Raw genomic sequence first — 17556 nt, forward strand, 5'->3', positions numbered from 1 at the left:
TTCGGGCCGGGGGCTGGGGATCACTTGCGCACAGTGCGCTGTTCGATGCGCTTTTCGAACGTGCCGCAGATGATCCGGTCGACGTAGATGCCGGGGGTATGGATCTGTGTCGGGTCCAGCTCGCCGGGCTCGACGATTTCCTCGACCTCCACCACGGTGATCTTGCCCGCCGTGGCCGCCAGCGGGTTGAAGTTCTGGGCGGTGTGGCGATAGACCACGTTGCCGAAGTGGTCGGCCTTCCAGCCTTTGACGATGGCGAAGTCGCCGGTAATGGACTCTTCCATCAGGTATTGGCGGCCATGGAATTCACGCACTTCCTTGCCTTCGGCCACGGGCGTGCCGACGCCGGTGGCGGTGAAGAACGCCGGGATGCCTGCGCCGCCGGCGCGCATTTTCTCCGCGAGGGTGCCTTGGGGGGTGAGCTGGACTTCGATTTCGCCGCTGAGCAACTGCTGCTCGAAGAGTGCATTCTCGCCCACGTAGGAAGCGATCACCTTGCGGATCTGCCGGTCTTCCAGCAGCACGCCGAGGCCGAAGCCATCGACGCCGCAGTTGTTGGAGACCACGGTCAGGTCGCGGATGCCCTTGCGCTTGATCTCGGCGATCAGGTTTTCCGGAATGCCGCACAGGCCGAAGCCGCCGGCAATGACGGTCATGCCGTCCTTCAAGCCCTCGAGCGCTTCTTCATAAGAGCTCACGCGTTTGTCGAAACCTGCCATAGACACCTCTTTTATTCTTGATGGGGTCGCAATGAGATGCAGTGTTGCGCCAAGTCATATATTTGTTAAGTTGATTTTTAGGTTGGATTGATTGATAAAACTCAATAGTTTCCGCCGTTCACTTGCGGCTCGAAACCTACAGCTAGCCACTGGAGCGAAGCGACCCCCATGACCCTCAAGCAAATCCGCGCTTTCCTGGCCGTGGCCCAGAGCCTGAGTTTCGCCGTGGCCTGCGAACGATTGCATCTGTCCCAGTCGGCCTTGAGCCTGACGATCAAGGCGCTGGAAGAAGGTCTGGGTGGCCGCCTGTTCAGTCGCAACACCCGTAACGTGGCGCTGACCCCCGAAGGTGAATCTCTCTTGCCGTTGGCCCGACGGCTGATCGCCGACTGGGACAACGCCGAAGACGAGATGCGCCAGCGCTTCACCTTGCAACGAGGGCGGGTGACGCTGGCGGCGATGCCGTCGTTCGCCGGTAACCTGCTGCCGCCGATCCTCAAGACCTTCCGCGCCCGGTACCCGAATGTCAACGTCACGGTCAATGACGTGATCAACGAACAAGTATTGGAGATGGTCCGCGACCGTCACGTCGAACTGGGGGTGGCGTTCGAGCCGTTGCAGGGTTCATCCCTGGCTTTCACGCCGCTGTACCTGGACCGTTTCGTCGCAGTGGTGCCGGTGGATTCACCGCTGGCCAGGCTGGCGGACATCCAGTGGCACACATTGTTGGAACAGCCATTCATTACCTTGCAGCGACCGTCCACCGTACGGGTGATGCTGGAAGAGCACCTGCAAGCCCGCGGCATGAAGCTGCCGGTGGAATTCGAGAGCCATCAGTTGGCGACGGTCGGGCGAATGGTTGCCAGCGGGCTCGGCGTGAGCGCGGTGCCGGCGCTGTGTGTCGGGCAGATGCATGAGCTGGGCGCCCGTTGCATCACCCTGAACGATCCGGTGATCGAACGCGCCATAGGAGTACTGACCAAGCCGGGGCATGAACTGTCGGCGGCGGCGCAGGCGTTGTTCGACACGTTCAAGGATCAGCAATTGGGCGTGCAATTGGCGGCAGGTTGAACCCCATCCCTTGTAGGAGCGAGCTTGCTCGCGACAGCGGTGTATCTGTCACAGCAATATTGGCTGACCCTCCGCCATCGCGAGCAAGCTCGCTCCCACAGGGGATCTGCGGTGATCATCGGGTTTGGCCTCCGACGAGCAACGGCAACACCCGCTCGCAAGGCTCCTCGACTTTCAGATCGAGCAACTCATCGGCCCGGGTCTTGCCTTGGTTGATCGCCAGCAGCGGCTTGCCTTGGTCCTTGATCGCCCGGCACAGGCGAAACGCCGAGTACGCCATCAGCGACGAGCCCACCACCAGCAAGCCTTCGGCTTGCGCCACTGCCTGGGTGGCGCGGGCAGCGGTAGCGGCGGCGACGTTTTCACCGAAGAACACCACGTCGGGTTTCAATCGATCGCCGTTGCACTGAGGGCAGTGGGGTACTTCGAAGCGCGCTTCGAACGCCGGGTCCAGCAGTGTATCGCCGTCGGGGGCCTGGATTGCGTCGACCCCCGTCAGGTAAGGATTGTGCGCTTCCATCAATTGCTGGATCTGTTGCCGATCACTGCGCTCGGCGCAGTCCAGGCACAACACCCGATGCAGGCTGCCGTGAAGCTCGATCACAGCCTGACTGCCGGCCTGGTCATGCAACGCGTCGACGTTCTGCGTGATCAGGCCGCTGATGCGCTGGCGTGCCTGCAACTCGGCCAGGGCTTCGTGAGCCGCGTTGGGTCGGGCCTGGCGCACCCGTGGCCAGCCCAGCATGGCTCGTGCCCAATAGCGCCGGCGCGCTTCGGGGCTGGCGAGAAATTCCTGGTACATCATGGGCTGCCGTCCCCGGCGTACCCCCTCGCTGTCCCGGTAATCGGGGATGCCCGACGGTGTGCTGGTGCCTGCACCGGTGAGCACCAGGAAGCGGCGCCCGGCCATCTGTTCCAGCAGTTGATCGAGCGGACCGGGGTGAAAATCGTCGGGCATCTGCAAGTCTCCATTGGCCTGGAGTCGATGAGATTAGCATCCTGATCGCGCCGCATGGCGGTGGCGATGCCTTTCGTCGCCCTGGCCTGTGGTTGCTTCAAACTTTCCCCGGCCCTGCGCCATCCACCTCTATGTGCGGTACTTCAGAATCGTCGCTGCGCTGCAGTGACAACCAAGCGTAAGGAGATGGAAATGGCGACGCCTAAAGAGAACCTGCTGGACTGGCTCAACGATGCCCATGCCATGGAGCAACAAGCGGAAAAAATGCTCAAGGCCCAAGCCGAACGCCTGGAACATTATCCGGTCCTCAAGGCCCGGATCGAAGAGCATCTGCAGGAGACCCTCGGCCAGCAGAAGCTGGTGGAGCAATGCATTCAGCGCCTGGGCGGCAGCACCTCGATGCTCAAGGACATGGCCGGCAAGCTCATGGCTTTCGGTCAGGCGGTGGGCGGCATGACCATGAGCGACGAAGTGGTGAAGGGCGCCATGAGCGGCTATGTGTTCGAGAACCTGGAAATCGCCTCCTACACGGTGCTGATTGAAGCGGCGAAGGTGGCTGGCGATACCGAGACGCAACGGGCGTGCGAGCAGATCCTGCCGCAGGAAATCGCCATGGCCGACTGGCTGCGCGAGCACTTGCCCCAGATTACCCAGGCATTCCTTGAGCGGTCGGCCAACCCGCACACCGAAGCCAAGCGTTGAGTGAGCCTATGAAACAGACCATCGGTGAAGTACGAGCCATCAATCGCCAGAGCGCAATGGTGGGGGTGTACGTGGCCCGGGAGGACAGTCATACGGTATTCGAACTGGGTTCGGCCAATGACATCGACATCGGTGACCTCATCGAGTGGGACAGCGGTACGGCGCTGGGCACCCAGTCCTATCGCAACCGGACCAAAGGCTGGACCGCCGAGGTGTATGTGGCCAATCACGGCGTCGCGGCGGCCAATCTGGAAGTCCAGTTGCTGGTGGGGTCGTGAGGCATCTACGTCAAGCGGAGAACGAACATGAGTGAATTGAAATGTGGCTGCCCCGACTGCCATTGCGATGTCGATCCGCAGCGGGTGTTCAATCATGACGGTGAGGCGTATTGCAGCCAGGCCTGCGCTGAGCAACATCCCAATGGCGAGCCCTGTCCTGCTCCCGACTGCCACTGCGAGGCCAGTGGCAAGGTCGACGAGCGGGACATCACCAATAACCAGCTGGATGACGCCCTGGAAGAAACCTTTCCGGCCAGCGACCCGATTTCTCCCTGAATAAGCACGTCTCTTGATCCGGATATCGGTGACAGGGTATCCGGACACCGCAAGCCGGTCAGTGCGGTGGTGCAGGATAACACCGGCAGCCCGCGAGTTTTGGCTTCCTGGAACGGCGCGAGGCCGGGGTGACGAGACCGGTGCAATGGGGTGCCGGCGTCATTCGACCTTTGGCAGACAGCGTGGAAAGACACGCACTGGTTATATCGTGGAAACGGGTTTGCCCCTGGCACGGCAATCGGCTAGCCGAGGTATTGCCGTGTCTTGGGCCGACCCGTCTTCACGATACTTCCGGTTTTAATAAGTTATAGGTTAGCGCTGGTTTGATAGCTTGTTGTCATGCAAGGCGTTGGCCTTTGTCATAAATAAGCTGAACTAAAAAGTGCTGACCGTTCGTCGCCGCCTGGTGCAGTTTGTTAAAACCTTGGCGGCGCCGGGTTTTCCGAATACTACGAGCCAACTGGTTCGCGAAACAGCAACTAACGAGGTGAATGAAATGGCTAACACAGGCAATAACAACCCTGGCAATTTCGCTAACGATCGTGAGAAAGCATCGGAAGCCGGTAAGAAAGGCGGCCAGGCGTCGGGTGGCAATTTTGCCAATGACCCGCAACGCGCATCCGAGGCAGGGCGCAAGGGCGGTCAGGCTTCGGGCGGTAACTTTGCCAATGACCCGCAACGTGCCGCAGAGGCCGGCCGCAAGGGCGGGCAAGCCTCCGGTGGCAATTTTGCCAATGATCCTGAACGCGCTTCCGAAGCAGGCAAGAAGGGTGGCCAGGCCTCGGGTGGCAACTTTGCCAATGACCGGGAGAAAGCCTCCGAAGCCGGTAGGAAGGGTGGCGAGAACAGCAATGGCGGCGGGCGTAAATCCTGATCGCTGAATTACGGGTCCCAGGCATTTGGCCTGGGGCCTGTTTCGGTCTTGATAAATGAATCACTTCAACGATTTATAGTTTTCAGGCCGCTTCGTTAATCGCTTCAATATTCAATGGGCGCAGCTTTATACGCTTCTATAGAGGTGGCCGTTCGTCTCGTTTATTGAAGAAAAGATAAATTTTATTCCTATTACTTCTTCAGACCTTTATGGGCCTGCTAATAACGGCGTGCTCATGAGCCGTGTCCCGAATGAGGAGCTTGATCATGTTTCTACATAACAAACGACTGCAGTACACCGTTCGAGTCGCTGAGCCCAATCCGGGCCTTGCCAACCTGTTGCTGGAACAGTTCGGTGGTCCGCAGGGCGAACTTGCGGCGGCGTCGCGCTACTTCACCCAGGCCTTGGCCGAGGATGATCCAGGTCGCAAGGATTTGCTGATGGACATTGCTACCGAAGAGCTCAGCCACCTGGAGATCATCGGTTCGATCATCGTGATGCTGAACAAGGGTGCCAAGGGCAAGATGGCCGAAGGCGTGGACAAGGAAGGGCAGTTGTACCGGGACATCAACGGTGCCGGCAACGATTCCCACGTCACCAGCCTGCTCTATGGTGCCGGTGCGCCCCTGATCAATTCCGCCGGTGTGCCTTGGACCGCAGCCTATGTCGACACCATTGGCGAACCTACCGCTGACATGCGTTCCAATATTGCCGCCGAGGCGCGGGCCAAAATCGTCTACGAGCGGCTGATGAACCTCACCGACGACCCGGGCGTGAAGGAAGCGCTGGGCTTCTTGATGACCCGCGAAATCGCTCACCAGATGTCGTTCGAAAAAGCCCTGCACTCGATCCAGCCGAACTTCCCGCAAGGTAAGCTGCCTGGCATGCCGGAGTTCACCAACGTGTACTTCAACATGTCCCAGGGCGAGCCAACGGTACGCGGTCCATGGAACCAGGGCGACGATTGGGAGTTTGTCGAAAACCCAACGCCGGCGGTGGACGGCGGCGATGGCATGGCCAGCGTGCAGCTGAGTGAAAAAGACGAAGCGCTGCTGATGGACATGAAGGCGCGGACGATGTCCAATCCGGAAAGCGATCCCATGACCGGTGCCGACTTGGGTTCAGGGATGCAAGGTGACAAACTGTAATCGCAATATAACGGCGAGGGAGCAGGGCTTCCTCGCCTGATCATTTCGGTTGATCGTTTGCGCTGCGGCGAGGACGATCGACCCTGGCAAGGCTAGACACTAAGGACATTCGATGGACCAGCCCACTTCCCGGATCCGATCCTCCTGGCGTACCTGGCTGGACCCGGTGCAGAACAATCCGTTGCTGGGGTTGAGTTTCTGGCTTGGGTTGGCGGTGGTCGCGGTGCTGTTGCTGTACAGCGGCTACAACGCCCTGGTGGGCACCGACCGACACAACCTGGGCTACGCGGTGCTGGGTGGAACCTCCGGTTTCGCCGCCACGGCGTTGGGCGCGGTGATGGCGGTGGTGCTGCGGGACATCTCGTCGCGCACCCAGGACATCATGCTGGGGTTTGCCGCCGGCATGATGCTCGCGGCCAGTTCCTTCTCGTTGATCCTGCCGGGCATCGCCGCGGCCCAGGTCATCTGTGGCAACCAATTGCTGGCCGCGTTTGTCGTCGTGGTCGGGCTGGCACTGGGTGTTGCGCTGATGATCGGCCTCGACCGCTTCGTGCCCCACGAACATGAGCTGAGCGGGCGGCGTGGCCCACAGGCCGAGCGGATCAACCGGGTGTGGTTGTTCGTGCTGGCGATCACTTTGCACAACTTGCCGGAAGGCATGGCCATCGGTGTCAGTTTTGCCGATGGCGATTTCAAGGTCGGCCTGCCGCTGACCACGGCGATTGCCATCCAGGACATTCCCGAGGGACTCGCCATCGCCATGGCGCTGCGGGTGACCGGGATCAGCACCTTGCGCGCCGCGCTGATTGCCGTGGGTTCGGGTTTGATGGAGCCATTGGGGGCGGTGATTGGCCTGGGCATGTCCTCGGGCGTGGCCGTGGCCTATCCCATCAGCCTGGGCCTGGCGGCCGGGGCGATGATCTTCGTGGTGTCCCATGAAGTGATCCCCGAAACCCACCGCAATGGCCATGAGACTCCGGCCACCTTGGGATTGATGATGGGGTTTGCGGTGATGATGTTTCTGGATACAGCGTTGGGTTGAGCAGCGCCACGCGAGCTTCTTGACAAGGGGCATGCTGCGGCGGGGAAGCTTGCTATGGCGGGGAAGCTTCTGTGGCGAGGGAGCTTGCTCCCGCTGGGCTGCGAAGCAGACCTCCGCTTTCTTTGCGGTTGCTGCGCAACCGAGCGGGAGCAAGCTCCCTCGCCACACAAGCTTGCTCGCCACGAGTGATTCAGTTAACCCTTGATCGGGCCTGGCCAATGCGCCAGCGCCCGATCTTTTTTTTTGGTCCGCACGCGCTCAAGTGGCGATGCCAACCGCACAGCGTCCACCGGCCGAATCCGTTTGAACTCCCCTGCGCCGCGCCCCGTCACTTGTACTGAGAGGCACGTAGTCGGGCATCGCTGCGGTGATTGCCCGTGTTGGTTTTTTCCCATCACGCAGGCGTAGACAGACATGACTATCCCGGACAACAACCCCGAGCGACACAACCGCGCCTCAGGCCAGACCCGGCCCGAGGACCCCCTGAATCACATCAAAGAAGACGTCAACGAAGCCATCGGCAGTGCCCGCGAACAGGCCGACGCACACTTTGGCCAGTACCGCGACACGGCGGCGGACCAGATCGATGCGCTGGCTCGCGGCGCCAAGTCGGCGATGTCCGAATTCGAAGCCAACGATACTCTGGGCCTGTCCCATTACCTGGCGGACATGGCCGACTCGATGACGGGCCTGGCCAGCAAGCTGCGCAACATGAGCGCCGAGCAGATGCTGCACGACGGTTCCCGGCTGGCACGAGAAAACCCCGGGCTGTTTCTGGCCGGCAGCGTGGCAGTGGGCTTCGGGCTCTCGCGGTTCCTCAAGGCCGGCAGCTCGCCGGTCGCCGCTGAAGTCGAAGACCCGGCCGCCGGTCATTCCAACCCGCCTTCCGGAGGGTTCGCCGCACGTGGACCTTTCGAACCGACTCCCGATCCCATCGGCGCAGGTTCCGAGAAGTCCAGTGGCCTGGCCACCGGCGTCACGCCCACATCGCCCAGCGTCCAGGACCATCCCAGCGATGCTGCCACCGGCTCGCTGCCGGGTTCGGCCAATACTCGAGGAGAACTGTAATGAATCGACCAGACCCTGAGATCCAGCGTCCTATCGGCGCCACTGCATCCGACAACGATGCTTCGGTGATGGGACTGCTCAAGCAGCTGACCCAGGAAGTGCCCTCGCTGTTCACCAAAGAGCTGGCGCTGGCCAAGGCTGAGTTCCAGGCCAGCCTCAATACCCTCAAAGCCGGCATCGCGGCGGTGGCCGGCGGAGCCATCGTGCTGCTCGCCGGCTTCATTATCCTGCTGATGGCCGTGGTCTACGGCTTGAGCACGATCATGCAGCCTTGGCTCGCAGCGCTGATCGTTGGCGTGGTGGTCATGATCATCGGTTTCGTCATGGTCCAGTCGGGCAAGAAGCAATTCGAACCGTCCCACTTCAAGCCTGATCGCACGCTCGACGCATTGAACAAAGACCAGGAAGCCCTGCGGAGGAAAGTCTCATGAAGGATGAATTCAAAACCGAATCCGAAAAGAGCCCGGAAACCATCGAGCGCGAGATCGACGAACAGCGGGCTCACATCAGCCACATCGTCGATGCGTTGGGCAGCAAGTTCACCCCAGGGCAGATGCTCGATCAGGCGCTGACCCTGGTCAAAGGCAACGGCTCGCAGTTCTTCGGCAACCTGGGCACTACCGTGCGCAATAACCCGGTGCCCACCGTGCTGACCACCGTCGGGCTGTGCTGGCTGATGCTCGGCCAAAACCATCCGCCACGGGTCGGCTACCGCGTCGGGCCGGACCAGGATTCCACGGGCTGGGGCGAGGGGCTTGCCAGTGGCCTGGGCAGCGCCAGGGAGCACCTGCACGACACCACCGATTCCTTGCGTGACGGCTTTCATCAACTCAAGGACAAGGCTTCGCATCTGGCCGACGGCCTGGGCGCGAGTGCCAGTCACGCCCGGCACAGTGCCCGGCATACCGGTGAGCGCGTGGCCCAGACTTCCCAGGAGCTGGGCGATCAGTTCAGCCGCTTGCTCAAGGAGCAGCCGCTGATGATGGCTGCGGCCGGCATCGCCCTGGGCGCCATGCTGGGTGCGGCATTGCCCACGTCCTCCACCGAGCAGCGGGTGATGGGCCGTACCAGTGCCGACCTGGCCGACAAGGCCAAGCGCACGGCGCGGCAGGGCTATGAAACGGTGCGCGACACGGTGAGCAAGACTACCGAGCATCGCGACGACCCGACACCTAGCCCTCAAGCGCGCTCGGGCACGGACCTGTCCGGAGGGCTGGGAACCTCTTAAGCAAGCAACAACGCAAGACCCTGTGGGAGCGAGCTTGCTCGCGATTGCCATATGCCCGCCACTCTGATGTTGACTGGCGCACCGCAATCGCGAGCAGGCTCGCTCCTACATGGATTTTTCGTTGATCACAAAGCCATGGCCCGCTCCGGATCCCCTGTGGGAGGTGATGCTTTTGCAGCACCTATACTCAACCTGGTGGATGAGCTGAACCCGGGGTGGTGCAACGTGCTGCGTACGTTGGTACTGGCGGTGTTGATCGTTCTGGCGGGGTGCGCCACGACGCCGCGCGGCCAGTCGGGCGCTACGCTGGCAATTCCCCAGGAAACCTGGCGGCAGGTCGACCGGCAGATCATCGCTGCCTCGAAAAGTGCTCTCGAACAAGCCGGCGTCTACGCTCGCGGGTCGATGGAGCATTGGCGGGTATTGGTGTACGAGCGCACCGAGGCCGAATTCATTCCTTGGTTCAGCAGCTATTGGACCCAGGAATGGCTGGCGATGAAGGTCGGCTGGTATTCCGCCAGCGCCGAAGGCGAAGCGGACTCCTCGGCCAGGCGCCTGGCGGTTTATCTGCAGGAGCAATATCGCGACAAGGTCCTGGCGCCCGTGGCGCTCGAGATTGATCCCGAGGCGATCAGGGCCAGCGCGACGCAATATTACCTGCGCCTGCTCGACCAGCAGGTCCAGGTGATTGCTCAACGCCATGGGATACCGACCGAGCTGATGAGTCGCCGCCTGCATGGCATTGCTGCGATCAACCTCGGTCCGCCGGCAGCGCGCAATGCGTCCTTGTATGAAGTGGCTCACACCCAACCGCTCGATACCTTGCCGGCCTACGCCGCGTTGATCGACCACGTCAACAAAGCCGCCCCCACCGGCGCAGGCCCGTCGGAGGCGGTGATCGCCAAGGTCGCGCAAGACACCAGCGAGAAGATCCAGGCGCAGTTCGCCACGCGAGGCGCAACCGGTGCCGCGGCGGCCGTAGCCGGCAAGGTGGCAGGGGCGATGATTTCCGTGGGTGTGGCCGGGATCCGCGCGATCATCCACGAAGGCGAGCGGCCGGAAATGGAATCCCAGATCCGCAAGAGCCTGAGCGCCGCGTTCGACGAGGCCTGGTTCAAGTCTCTCAAGCATCCTCTCAGCGGGGTGATGGCACCGGTGTACTACCTGGACGACGAGATCGAAGGCAATCTGGTGGAGACGGAGCTGGCCAACCGAACGGTGGTGTTGCCGGACATCGAGCCGTGAAACGCTCGCTCAATCCGCTGCGAGGGTCACACGGCAGCCCTTGCGCTGGCGGATCTGCTCGTCCGACGGGCGTTCCTTGATGAATTCGAAGCGTGGCTCGCCTTCGCTGTAGATCACCAGCCAGCCCCATTCCAACTCGCTTTCGTCCTGCCCGGGCCGGGGTGGCGAAGCCCACCAGGGCTCTTTCTGCATGATCTGACGCATCGTGTACTCCTGCAGGCTCATCCTTTGAACTATAGACCGTTGGATTTGCGCAAGGCTCACAATGTACACAGCCCCCCTGTGGCGAGGGAGCTTGCTCCCGCTGGGCTGCGAAGCAGACCTTAAGCTTTTGCGGTTGCTGCGCAACCGAGCGGGAGCAAGCTCCCTCGCCACAACAAGCTCTTTCGCCACAAATGAGTGTCGATTCAATTCAGTGTGCTTTGACTGCGTCCTCCAGCGTCTAGCGTCTGTATCCCCGCACTCGAACGGGGAATGACTGGACCCCCGCACCTATGCAAGCACTGTTGAACGAGATTCTCGATGCGGTTCGCCCCCTGATCGGCCAGGGCAAGGTGGCCGATTACATTCCGGCCCTGGGCACCGTGTCGCCCAACCAGTTGGGCATTGCCGTGTATAGCAACGACGGCGAAATGTATTGCGCAGGTGACGCGGAAACACCGTTTTCGGTGCAGAGTATTTCCAAGGTGTTCAGCCTGGTGCAGGCCATCGAGCATTCCGGCGAAGCCATTTGGGAGCGCCTCGGCCATGAACCGTCCGGCCAGCCGTTCAACTCCCTGGTGCAACTGGAATTCGAACGCGGCCGGCCGCGCAATCCGTTCATCAATGCCGGTGCCCTGGTGATCTGCGATATCAATCAGTCGCGCTTCGCTGCGCCGGCGTTGTCCATGCGCGATTTCGTGCGGCGCCTGTCGGGTAATCCCCAGGTGATGGTCGATGGCAAGGTCGCCGAGTCGGAATACCAGCACCGCGCCCGCAACGCGGCGATGGCTTACCTGATGCAGTCGTTCGGCAACTTTCACAATGACGTCGAAGCGGTACTGCGCAGCTATTTCAGCCACTGCGCCTTGCGCATGAACTGCATCGACCTGGCCCGGGCCTTCTGCTTCCTGGCAAGCGACGGGTTCTGCAAGCACAGCGGCGAACAGATCCTCAGTGCCCGGCAAACCCAGCAGGTCAACTCCATCATGGCCACCAGCGGGCTGTACGATGAGGCGGGCAATTTCGCCTATCGGGTCGGCCTGCCGGGCAAGAGTGGTGTAGGGGGAGGGATTGTCGCGGTGGTGCCGGGGCAGTTCACGGTGTGCGTCTGGTCGCCTGAGCTCAACGCGGCGGGTAACTCCCTGGCAGGGATGGCGGCCCTGGAGCTGCTCAGCCAGCGGATCGGCTGGTCAGTGTTCTAGACCGCTTTGCTTGAATAAAAAGGGCCCGTTCCTGGTTGAGGAACGGGCCCTTTTTTCATTCATGTGCAATCAGCAGAAGCGGTCGATGACCTGCACTTGCGAAGTGCCTTGCAACGATTGCCAGGCCTGGGTCAGCGTTTGCAACACGCGCCCGATGAAATCTTTGTCGGCCGCAGCCTTCTTGCCCACGTAGCCCTGGCCGCGGCGGTACATCTTCAGCCGGGCACACAGGTCTTGAGTGTTCTTGTCGAACTCTTCTTCATGGGTGAAGGGCGACAGGCAATCCATATGAACCTGGCCGGTCTTGCTGATCCACAGGATATGGCTGTCGAGAGTGTCCTTGTGCGCTGCGAACATGCGAGCCAGTTCATCAATAGATGGTTGATTATTCAGATTCATGTGTAAGCCCCTTGACCATTTGGTTGATCTGTCTGGTGGTTCGCAAAAACTTCGCTATTGGGTAAGTACCCACCTGGTACCGAAACCAGGTCGTCAGCAGCTGTCCGTCAAACTTCGGCGGGCGCGTGCATCGGTTGTGTAGTGTTATCGAAGGGTTGCTACGCAAACGCGCGACAACGATGAGAAACAGCGAAGATTCTTTCAGCCAGCGTCAACGTCCGAGGGTCGACCACCTGCGTCATGAGGATCTTCGCCGACGTTTCTCGTCCTTGTTACCGGACGGTCAGGCCAGGTCAGCACCTTCAATCTGCCTTGTGGGCAGTCCCTTATCCAAAAAACAGCTCGGCGGTCAGACGAGCTTGCTCAAACGGTTACCTGTACTCCCGATCGGGGAGACGTCTGCATCATGCAAGGGCAAATCGGAGGCGTCAACGGTTTTGTAGTGATTATTTTTGGTCACTACATATTGTCGGACAAAACGGTTTGGGTATGAAAACCCATCTTCAGCCGATCACTGTGGCGAGGGAGCTTGCTCCCGCTGGGCCGCGGAGCGGCCCTGATAAATCTGCATGTTCGGGTCTTGATGTGGCTTGGGAGCAGGGGCTGCTGCGCAGCCCAGCGGGAGCAAGCTCCCTCGCCACGGGAGCCTGTCTGGTCCGGGCACCAGGTGAGATCGCTCAGGTTGCCTTGGCTTTTGTCGCCTTGCGCGGTGCGCCACCGGCTTTGCGCTTGGTCGGCTTGCGTTTGTTTTTCCAGGGCGTTGCGCCACGGCCCGCAGGGCTGGCGGGGCCGGTGATGGTCAGGCTCATGCCTTGGCAACGGGCGATGTGCTTGCTCATCCAGGCAGCTTGCCGGGTGACGAATTCTTCCAGGCTCATTTCGCCGCTTTGCACCATGTCCAGGGCCTGCTCCCAGATGGCCGTGGTGCCTGGGTCCGCGATGGCCCGGGGCACGGCGTCGATCAGGCTGAAGGCCGCCGCAGTGGCGGACAGCGCCTTGCCGTTTTTCACCAGGTAACCGCGATCGAGCAGGCCCTGGATGATCGACGCCCGGGTCGCTTCGGTGCCGATGCCGGTGGTCTCCTTGAGCTTTTGCTTGAGCAGTGGGTCTTCCACCAGTCTGGCAACGTTTTTCATCGCCTTGATCAAGTCACCTTCGGTGAACGGCTTGGGCGGCTGCGTCCATAGATCCTTGGGCTTCACCTCGTCGACCGTGCAGTCCAGGCCCTCGGTCAGTGCCGGGAGCGTCTGTGGTGCGGGGGCTTCACGGCCTCGGGCCGGCATCAGGGCTTCGGGCAGGGCGCGTTTCCAACCGGGCTCGACGATTTGCTTGCCCACCGCACGCAACGCCTGGCCGGCACAGTCGAAGTCGGCCTGGGTCCGGTCGTACTCGTGGTTGGGCAGGAACTGCGCCAGGTAGCGTGCGCGGATCAGCGTGTAGACAGCGCGCTGCTTGCCGGCGAGTTTGTCGAGGTTCCTGGCCGCCGCCGTGGGGATGATCCCGTGGTGGGCACTGACCTTGGCATCGTTCCAGGCTCGGGATTTGCGCTGCGGTTGTAGATGGTCGCGTAGTGGCGCGAGGCTCGGGTCGGCCTGGGTGAGGGCAGAGATAATGGCCGGCGCTTCACTGTGTTGGCTCATAGGCAGGAAGCCACAATCGCTGCGCGGGTAGGTGATCAGCTTGTAGGTTTCGTAGAGCGATTGCGCGATGTCGAGGGTCTCCTGGGCGCCGAGGCCGAGCTTTTTCGAGCAGACCTCCTGCAGAGTGCCCAGGTCGAACGGCAACGGCGCGACTTCGCGCAGGCGCTCGGTGCGTACTTTCAGGGTCCGGGCACTGGCGGCGTTGCCCATGGCTTGGGCAGCTTCCCGCGCCAAAGCCTGGTTCAGGCAACGCTCCTGGTCGTCACAGGCATCCGGGTCGGCGCGCCACTGGGCGGTGAACGCGGTGCCGTCGTGACTGAGCTGCACGTCGATGGCCCAATAGGCCACCGGCACGAAATCGGCGATGCTGCGGTCGCGATCCACCACCAGGCGCAACGTCGGTGTCTGCACGCGACCCACCGGCAGCACGCCTTGATAACCGGACTGGCGCCCGAGCAGCGTGAACAGGCGGCTCATATTCATGCCGATCAGCCAGTCGGCCCGGGAGCGGCCCAGGGCGGAGTGGTACAGGTTGAACGTTTCCGCCCCCGGCTTGAGCGCCGCCAGGGCTTTGCGGATCGACGCTTCGTCCAGGGCCGACAACCAGAGCCGCTGGATCGGTCCGCGATAGCGGCAATGCTCCACCAACTCGCGGGCGATCATCTCGCCTTCACGGTCGGCGTCGGTGGCGATCACCAGTTCCCTGGCCTCGCCCAGCAGGCGCTTGACCGCCTTGTACTGGCTGGCGGTCTTGGGCTTGACGGTCATTTTCCATTGCGCCGGGACGATGGGCAGGTCGGCCAATACCCAGCGTTTGTAACGCGCGTCGTAGGCGTCGGGCGGAGCGGTTTCCAGCAGGTGGCCGATGCACCAGGTCACTGTGACGTTCGCCCCCAGCCAGCAACCGTCGCCACGGCGCGTGGCGCCGAGCACGGCAGCGATGTCCTTGGCCTGGGACGGTTTTTCACACAGGTACAGCCGCATGACGCCTCTTCCTGAACAGATTTCATGGGGCGGTAGCATGGTCAGGGATCGTCCCGGGAGCAAGCTTTATCTGTATGGATATACAGACAAAGCGTTGCCAGACCCTGCTGGGATGACGTTCGGCGGGGTATTTTCACGCAGACTGAATTTCTTGCAGAGGCGTCGCTCATAACTTGCAGAGCGGCTGAAACCGCAAAGTTAATGAGTCAAGGAGAGTCACTTTCATGAATTTGATGCCGAAGGGCAACGGACAGGCGTCCACCCGTTTGATTCTAGTTGTGGAAGACGATCCGACCATCCTGGAGTTCCTGTGCGAGATCCTGGAGGACGAGGGGTTTGTCGTCGAACCTCGGGAAAGCGCCGACTCGGCGCTGACCTTTCTTGAGCAGAGCGCCGACTATGTCGATCTGCTGCTCACCGATATCACCATGCCGGGCAACATGGACGGCGCGGACCTGGCCAATCTGACCGGGGACCGCTGGCCGCAGATCCCCTTGCTGATCATGTCCGGCTACGAAACGCCGGAAAGCGCCGGGATCAAGCACCACGCCTCGTTTATCGCCAAGCCATGGGCGCTGGGACAGATGCTCGACCTGGTGGAGAGCACGGTGAAGAACCGGCAGGTGCATTGATGAATACCCCTGCGACGAGCGAACCTATTGTGGCGAGGGAGCTTGCTGTGGCGAGGGAGCTTGCTCCCGCTTGAGTGCGCAGCGCTCACAAAAAAAGCGGGCCGCTGCGCCCGAGGCGTCGGACCGTCCCAGCGGGAGCAAGCTCCCTCGCCACGCGATGGTGCAGGTCTTCAGTTCTTGTCCAAATCCACATTGCGGGTTTCGCGCAAGCACAGCATCCCCACCACCAGGCTCACCCCGGTAATCACCACCGGGTACCACAGCCCATAGAAAATGTCCCCGGTATAAACCACCAGGGCGAAGGACACAGTAGGCAAGAAGCCGCCAAACCAGCCGTTGCCGATGTGATAGGGCAGGGACATGGAGGTATAGCGGATCCGGGTCGGGAACAGTTCGACCATCAACGCCGCCAGCGGGCCATAGCACATCGCGGAGATGATGATCAGCGCCACGATCAAGACCACGATCATCGGCCGATTGATCTGCTGGGCATCGGCCTGTTGCGGGTAGCCTGCCAAGGTCACGGCGCCGCGCAGGGCGGCTTCGTCGTAACCGTCGATTTTCACGTCGCCGATGCTGACTTGCACATTGCTGCCGGCCGGCGCCGCGACGCTGTTGTAGGGCAGGCCTTGCTTGACCAGGAAGGTCTTGACCTTGTCGCAGGGGCTGTCGAAACGCGCTTTACCCACCGGGTCGAACTGAAAGGTGCAGGTGGCCGGGTCGGCGGTCACGGTGATCGGTGCCTGTCGGCTCGCCAGGTCGATGGCCGGGTTGGCATAGTGAGCCAGCGTCTTGAAAATCGGGAAATACAACGCAGTCGCCAACAGCAGGCCGATCATCAGCACCGGCTTGCGCCCGACCTTGTCCGACAGCCAGCCGAAGAAGATGAAGAACGGTGCGCCGATCACCACGCTGACGATCAGCAGGCTGTTGGCCAGGGCGGGGTCCATTTTCAGGAATTGGGTGAGGAAAAACAGCACGTAGAACTGCGCGGCATAGAAGGTCACGGCTTGCCCGGCATTGATGCTGAACAGCGCGATCAGCACCACCTTGAGGTTTTCCCATTGGCCGAACGATTCACGGATTGGCGCCTTGCAGCATTTGCCTTCTTCTTTCATTTTCAGGAAGGCCGGCGATTCGTGCAGGCTCAGGCGAATCCAGGTGGAGATACCCAGCAGCAGGATCGACAGCAGGAACGGAATGCGCCAACCCCAGACTTCGAACTGATCGCCGGTGAAGTAACGGCAGCCCAGGACCACCAGCAGCGAAAGCAGCAGCCCGAGGGTGGCGGTCGATTGAATCCAGCTGGTGTGGAAACCGCGCTTGCCCATCGGCGCGTGTTCGGCGACGTAGGTTGCCGCGCCGCCATACTCGCCGCCCAGGGCCAGGCCCTGGAGCATGCGCAGCACCACCAGGATGATCGGCGCCGCGATGCCGATGCTGGCGTAGTTGGGCAGCAGGCCGACGCAGAACGTCGCCAGGCCCATCAGCACGATGGTCGCGAGGAAGGTGTACTTGCGCCCGATCATGTCCCCCAACCGGCCGAACACCAGCGCGCCGAACGGTCGCACGATGAAGCCGGCGGCGAACGCCATCAGGGCGAAGATGAACGCCGTGGTGTCGTTGACACCGGCGAAGAACTGCTTGCTGATGACCGCCGCGAGGGCGCCGTAGAGGAAAAAGTCATACCACTCGAAGACCGTCCCCAGGGACGAGGCGAAGATGACTTTCTGGGTGTCCCGGCTGGTGCCGGCGCTGAGCGTGGCTTCCAGGGGCTGAACATGTTCCGACATAGCGATATCCCTCACAGTGATTGTTTTTGTTGTTCCACTGTCGACGCCGGTGTGGGCGTTTGTTGCGTGTTGCATTCCTTGAATAGGTACGCGCCC

General features: G+C 61.5%; 19 protein-coding genes. 13 read left to right on the forward strand and 6 right to left on the reverse strand.

The features are described 5' to 3' along the window. Positions 1-20: 20 nt before the first annotated feature. On the reverse strand, positions 21-719 hold the full coding sequence (locus tag ACLEJQ_RS21715) for a CoA transferase subunit A (protein ID WP_440798301.1): 699 nt from the start codon (positions 717-719) through the stop codon (positions 21-23). A gap of 168 nt (positions 720-887) precedes the next feature. Here ACLEJQ_RS21715 and ACLEJQ_RS21720 point away from each other — a divergent pair, with 168 nt between their 5' ends. Beyond that, positions 888-1790 (forward strand): LysR family transcriptional regulator, encoded by a 903-nt coding sequence (locus tag ACLEJQ_RS21720; RefSeq protein WP_440798303.1) that lies wholly within the window; start codon positions 888-890, stop codon positions 1788-1790. Positions 1791-1905: 115 nt separating this feature from the next. Here the strand turns inward: ACLEJQ_RS21720 and ACLEJQ_RS21725 are convergent, their stop codons facing one another. After that, a complete protein-coding gene (locus tag ACLEJQ_RS21725; RefSeq protein ID WP_440798305.1) occupies positions 1906-2748 on the reverse strand; it encodes an NAD-dependent protein deacetylase in 843 nt (280 codons plus the stop codon). Positions 2749-2940: 192 nt separating this feature from the next. Between ACLEJQ_RS21725 and ACLEJQ_RS21730 the strand changes: the two genes are divergently transcribed. From ACLEJQ_RS21730 to ACLEJQ_RS21775, 10 genes are all read left to right on the forward strand, one after another. Next, positions 2941-3450: a ferritin-like domain-containing protein gene (locus ACLEJQ_RS21730; protein WP_440798306.1), complete on the forward strand. Its 510-nt coding sequence runs from the start codon at positions 2941-2943 to the stop codon at positions 3448-3450. 8 nt (positions 3451-3458) lie between these two features. Beyond that, a complete protein-coding gene (locus tag ACLEJQ_RS21735; protein ID WP_440798308.1) occupies positions 3459-3728 on the forward strand; it encodes a hypothetical protein in 270 nt (89 codons plus the stop codon). Positions 3729-3755: 27 nt separating this feature from the next. Further along, positions 3756-4004: a metallothionein gene (locus ACLEJQ_RS21740; protein WP_440798310.1), complete on the forward strand. Its 249-nt coding sequence runs from the start codon at positions 3756-3758 to the stop codon at positions 4002-4004. Positions 4005-4500: 496 nt separating this feature from the next. Further along, positions 4501-4878 carry a general stress protein gene (locus tag ACLEJQ_RS21745; protein WP_440798403.1) on the forward strand — a complete coding sequence of 126 codons (378 nt, stop codon included), beginning with the start codon at positions 4501-4503 and terminating at the stop codon, positions 4876-4878. A gap of 266 nt (positions 4879-5144) precedes the next feature. Then, positions 5145-6026, forward strand: a complete 882-nt coding sequence (locus ACLEJQ_RS21750) for a manganese catalase family protein (protein WP_440798312.1) — start codon at positions 5145-5147, stop codon at positions 6024-6026. Positions 6027-6138: 112 nt separating this feature from the next. Next, positions 6139-7068: a ZIP family metal transporter gene (locus ACLEJQ_RS21755; protein WP_440798314.1), complete on the forward strand. Its 930-nt coding sequence runs from the start codon at positions 6139-6141 to the stop codon at positions 7066-7068. Positions 7069-7482: 414 nt separating this feature from the next. Then, complete coding sequence (locus tag ACLEJQ_RS21760; protein ID WP_440798315.1) at positions 7483-8136, forward strand: hypothetical protein; 654 nt, start codon at positions 7483-7485, stop codon at positions 8134-8136. Beyond that, the gene (locus ACLEJQ_RS21765) at positions 8136-8567 is read left to right on the forward strand and encodes a phage holin family protein (RefSeq protein ID WP_440798317.1); all 432 of its coding nucleotides are present in this window, start codon (positions 8136-8138) and stop codon (positions 8565-8567) included. Before ACLEJQ_RS21760 ends, ACLEJQ_RS21765 begins: the two co-directional genes overlap by 1 nt. Then, entirely contained in the window at positions 8564-9364 is an 801-nt protein-coding gene (locus tag ACLEJQ_RS21770; RefSeq protein WP_440798319.1) for a DUF3618 domain-containing protein, read from the forward strand. The genes ACLEJQ_RS21765 and ACLEJQ_RS21770 overlap by 4 nt, the downstream gene beginning before the upstream one ends. Before the next feature lie 225 nt (positions 9365-9589). Further along, complete coding sequence (locus ACLEJQ_RS21775) at positions 9590-10609, forward strand: hypothetical protein (protein WP_440798320.1); 1020 nt, start codon at positions 9590-9592, stop codon at positions 10607-10609. Between the two features lie 9 nt (positions 10610-10618). Here ACLEJQ_RS21775 and ACLEJQ_RS21780 read toward each other — a convergent pair whose 3' ends face one another. After that, positions 10619-10813 (reverse strand): hypothetical protein, encoded by a 195-nt coding sequence (locus tag ACLEJQ_RS21780; RefSeq protein WP_440798322.1) that lies wholly within the window; start codon positions 10811-10813, stop codon positions 10619-10621. A 290-nt stretch (positions 10814-11103) separates the two neighbouring features. Here ACLEJQ_RS21780 and glsB point away from each other — a divergent pair, with 290 nt between their 5' ends. Further along, positions 11104-12012 (forward strand): glutaminase B, encoded by a 909-nt coding sequence (glsB, locus tag ACLEJQ_RS21785; protein ID WP_440798324.1) that lies wholly within the window; start codon positions 11104-11106, stop codon positions 12010-12012. A gap of 69 nt (positions 12013-12081) precedes the next feature. Here glsB and ACLEJQ_RS21790 read toward each other — a convergent pair whose 3' ends face one another. Then, on the reverse strand, positions 12082-12411 hold the full coding sequence (locus ACLEJQ_RS21790) for a hypothetical protein (RefSeq protein ID WP_440798325.1): 330 nt from the start codon (positions 12409-12411) through the stop codon (positions 12082-12084). Between the two features lie 677 nt (positions 12412-13088). Beyond that, entirely contained in the window at positions 13089-15035 is a 1947-nt protein-coding gene (locus ACLEJQ_RS21795; RefSeq protein ID WP_440798327.1) for a DNA topoisomerase III, read from the reverse strand. 224 nt (positions 15036-15259) lie between these two features. Between ACLEJQ_RS21795 and ACLEJQ_RS21800 the strand changes: the two genes are divergently transcribed. Further along, positions 15260-15667, forward strand: a complete 408-nt coding sequence (locus ACLEJQ_RS21800; RefSeq protein WP_440798329.1) for a response regulator — start codon at positions 15260-15262, stop codon at positions 15665-15667. 170 nt (positions 15668-15837) lie between these two features. Here the strand turns inward: ACLEJQ_RS21800 and ACLEJQ_RS21805 are convergent, their stop codons facing one another. After that, a complete protein-coding gene (locus ACLEJQ_RS21805; RefSeq protein WP_440798331.1) occupies positions 15838-17460 on the reverse strand; it encodes an MFS transporter in 1623 nt (540 codons plus the stop codon). Positions 17461-17556: the final 96 nt, after the last annotated feature.

This window comes from Pseudomonas sp. SMV71, from assembly GCF_052042015.1.
Classification (GTDB): Bacteria; Pseudomonadota; Gammaproteobacteria; order Pseudomonadales; family Pseudomonadaceae; genus Aquipseudomonas.

Excerpts from the sequence above, each read along its gene's own strand:
- ACLEJQ_RS21715 (WP_440798301.1), bottom strand. The coding sequence starts at position 719 with ATGGCAGGTTTCGACAAACGCGTGAGCTCTTATGAAGAAGCGCTCGAG.
- ACLEJQ_RS21720 (WP_440798303.1), top strand. The coding sequence starts at position 888 with ATGACCCTCAAGCAAATCCGCGCTTTCCTGGCCGTGGCCCAGAGCCTG.
- ACLEJQ_RS21725 (WP_440798305.1), bottom strand. The coding sequence starts at position 2,748 with ATGCCCGACGATTTTCACCCCGGTCCGCTCGATCAACTGCTGGAACAG.
- ACLEJQ_RS21730 (WP_440798306.1), top strand. The coding sequence starts at position 2,941 with ATGGCGACGCCTAAAGAGAACCTGCTGGACTGGCTCAACGATGCCCAT.
- ACLEJQ_RS21735 (WP_440798308.1), top strand. The coding sequence starts at position 3,459 with ATGAAACAGACCATCGGTGAAGTACGAGCCATCAATCGCCAGAGCGCA.
- ACLEJQ_RS21740 (WP_440798310.1), top strand. The coding sequence starts at position 3,756 with ATGAGTGAATTGAAATGTGGCTGCCCCGACTGCCATTGCGATGTCGAT.
- ACLEJQ_RS21745 (WP_440798403.1), top strand. The coding sequence starts at position 4,501 with ATGGCTAACACAGGCAATAACAACCCTGGCAATTTCGCTAACGATCGT.
- ACLEJQ_RS21750 (WP_440798312.1), top strand. The coding sequence starts at position 5,145 with ATGTTTCTACATAACAAACGACTGCAGTACACCGTTCGAGTCGCTGAG.
- ACLEJQ_RS21755 (WP_440798314.1), top strand. The coding sequence starts at position 6,139 with ATGGACCAGCCCACTTCCCGGATCCGATCCTCCTGGCGTACCTGGCTG.
- ACLEJQ_RS21760 (WP_440798315.1), top strand. The coding sequence starts at position 7,483 with ATGACTATCCCGGACAACAACCCCGAGCGACACAACCGCGCCTCAGGC.
- ACLEJQ_RS21765 (WP_440798317.1), top strand. The coding sequence starts at position 8,136 with ATGAATCGACCAGACCCTGAGATCCAGCGTCCTATCGGCGCCACTGCA.
- ACLEJQ_RS21770 (WP_440798319.1), top strand. The coding sequence starts at position 8,564 with ATGAAGGATGAATTCAAAACCGAATCCGAAAAGAGCCCGGAAACCATC.
- ACLEJQ_RS21780 (WP_440798322.1), bottom strand. The coding sequence starts at position 10,813 with ATGCGTCAGATCATGCAGAAAGAGCCCTGGTGGGCTTCGCCACCCCGG.
- glsB (WP_440798324.1), top strand. The coding sequence starts at position 11,104 with ATGCAAGCACTGTTGAACGAGATTCTCGATGCGGTTCGCCCCCTGATC.
- ACLEJQ_RS21790 (WP_440798325.1), bottom strand. The coding sequence starts at position 12,411 with ATGAATCTGAATAATCAACCATCTATTGATGAACTGGCTCGCATGTTC.
- ACLEJQ_RS21795 (WP_440798327.1), bottom strand. The coding sequence starts at position 15,035 with ATGCGGCTGTACCTGTGTGAAAAACCGTCCCAGGCCAAGGACATCGCT.
- ACLEJQ_RS21800 (WP_440798329.1), top strand. The coding sequence starts at position 15,260 with ATGAATTTGATGCCGAAGGGCAACGGACAGGCGTCCACCCGTTTGATT.
- ACLEJQ_RS21805 (WP_440798331.1), bottom strand. The coding sequence starts at position 17,460 with ATGTCGGAACATGTTCAGCCCCTGGAAGCCACGCTCAGCGCCGGCACC.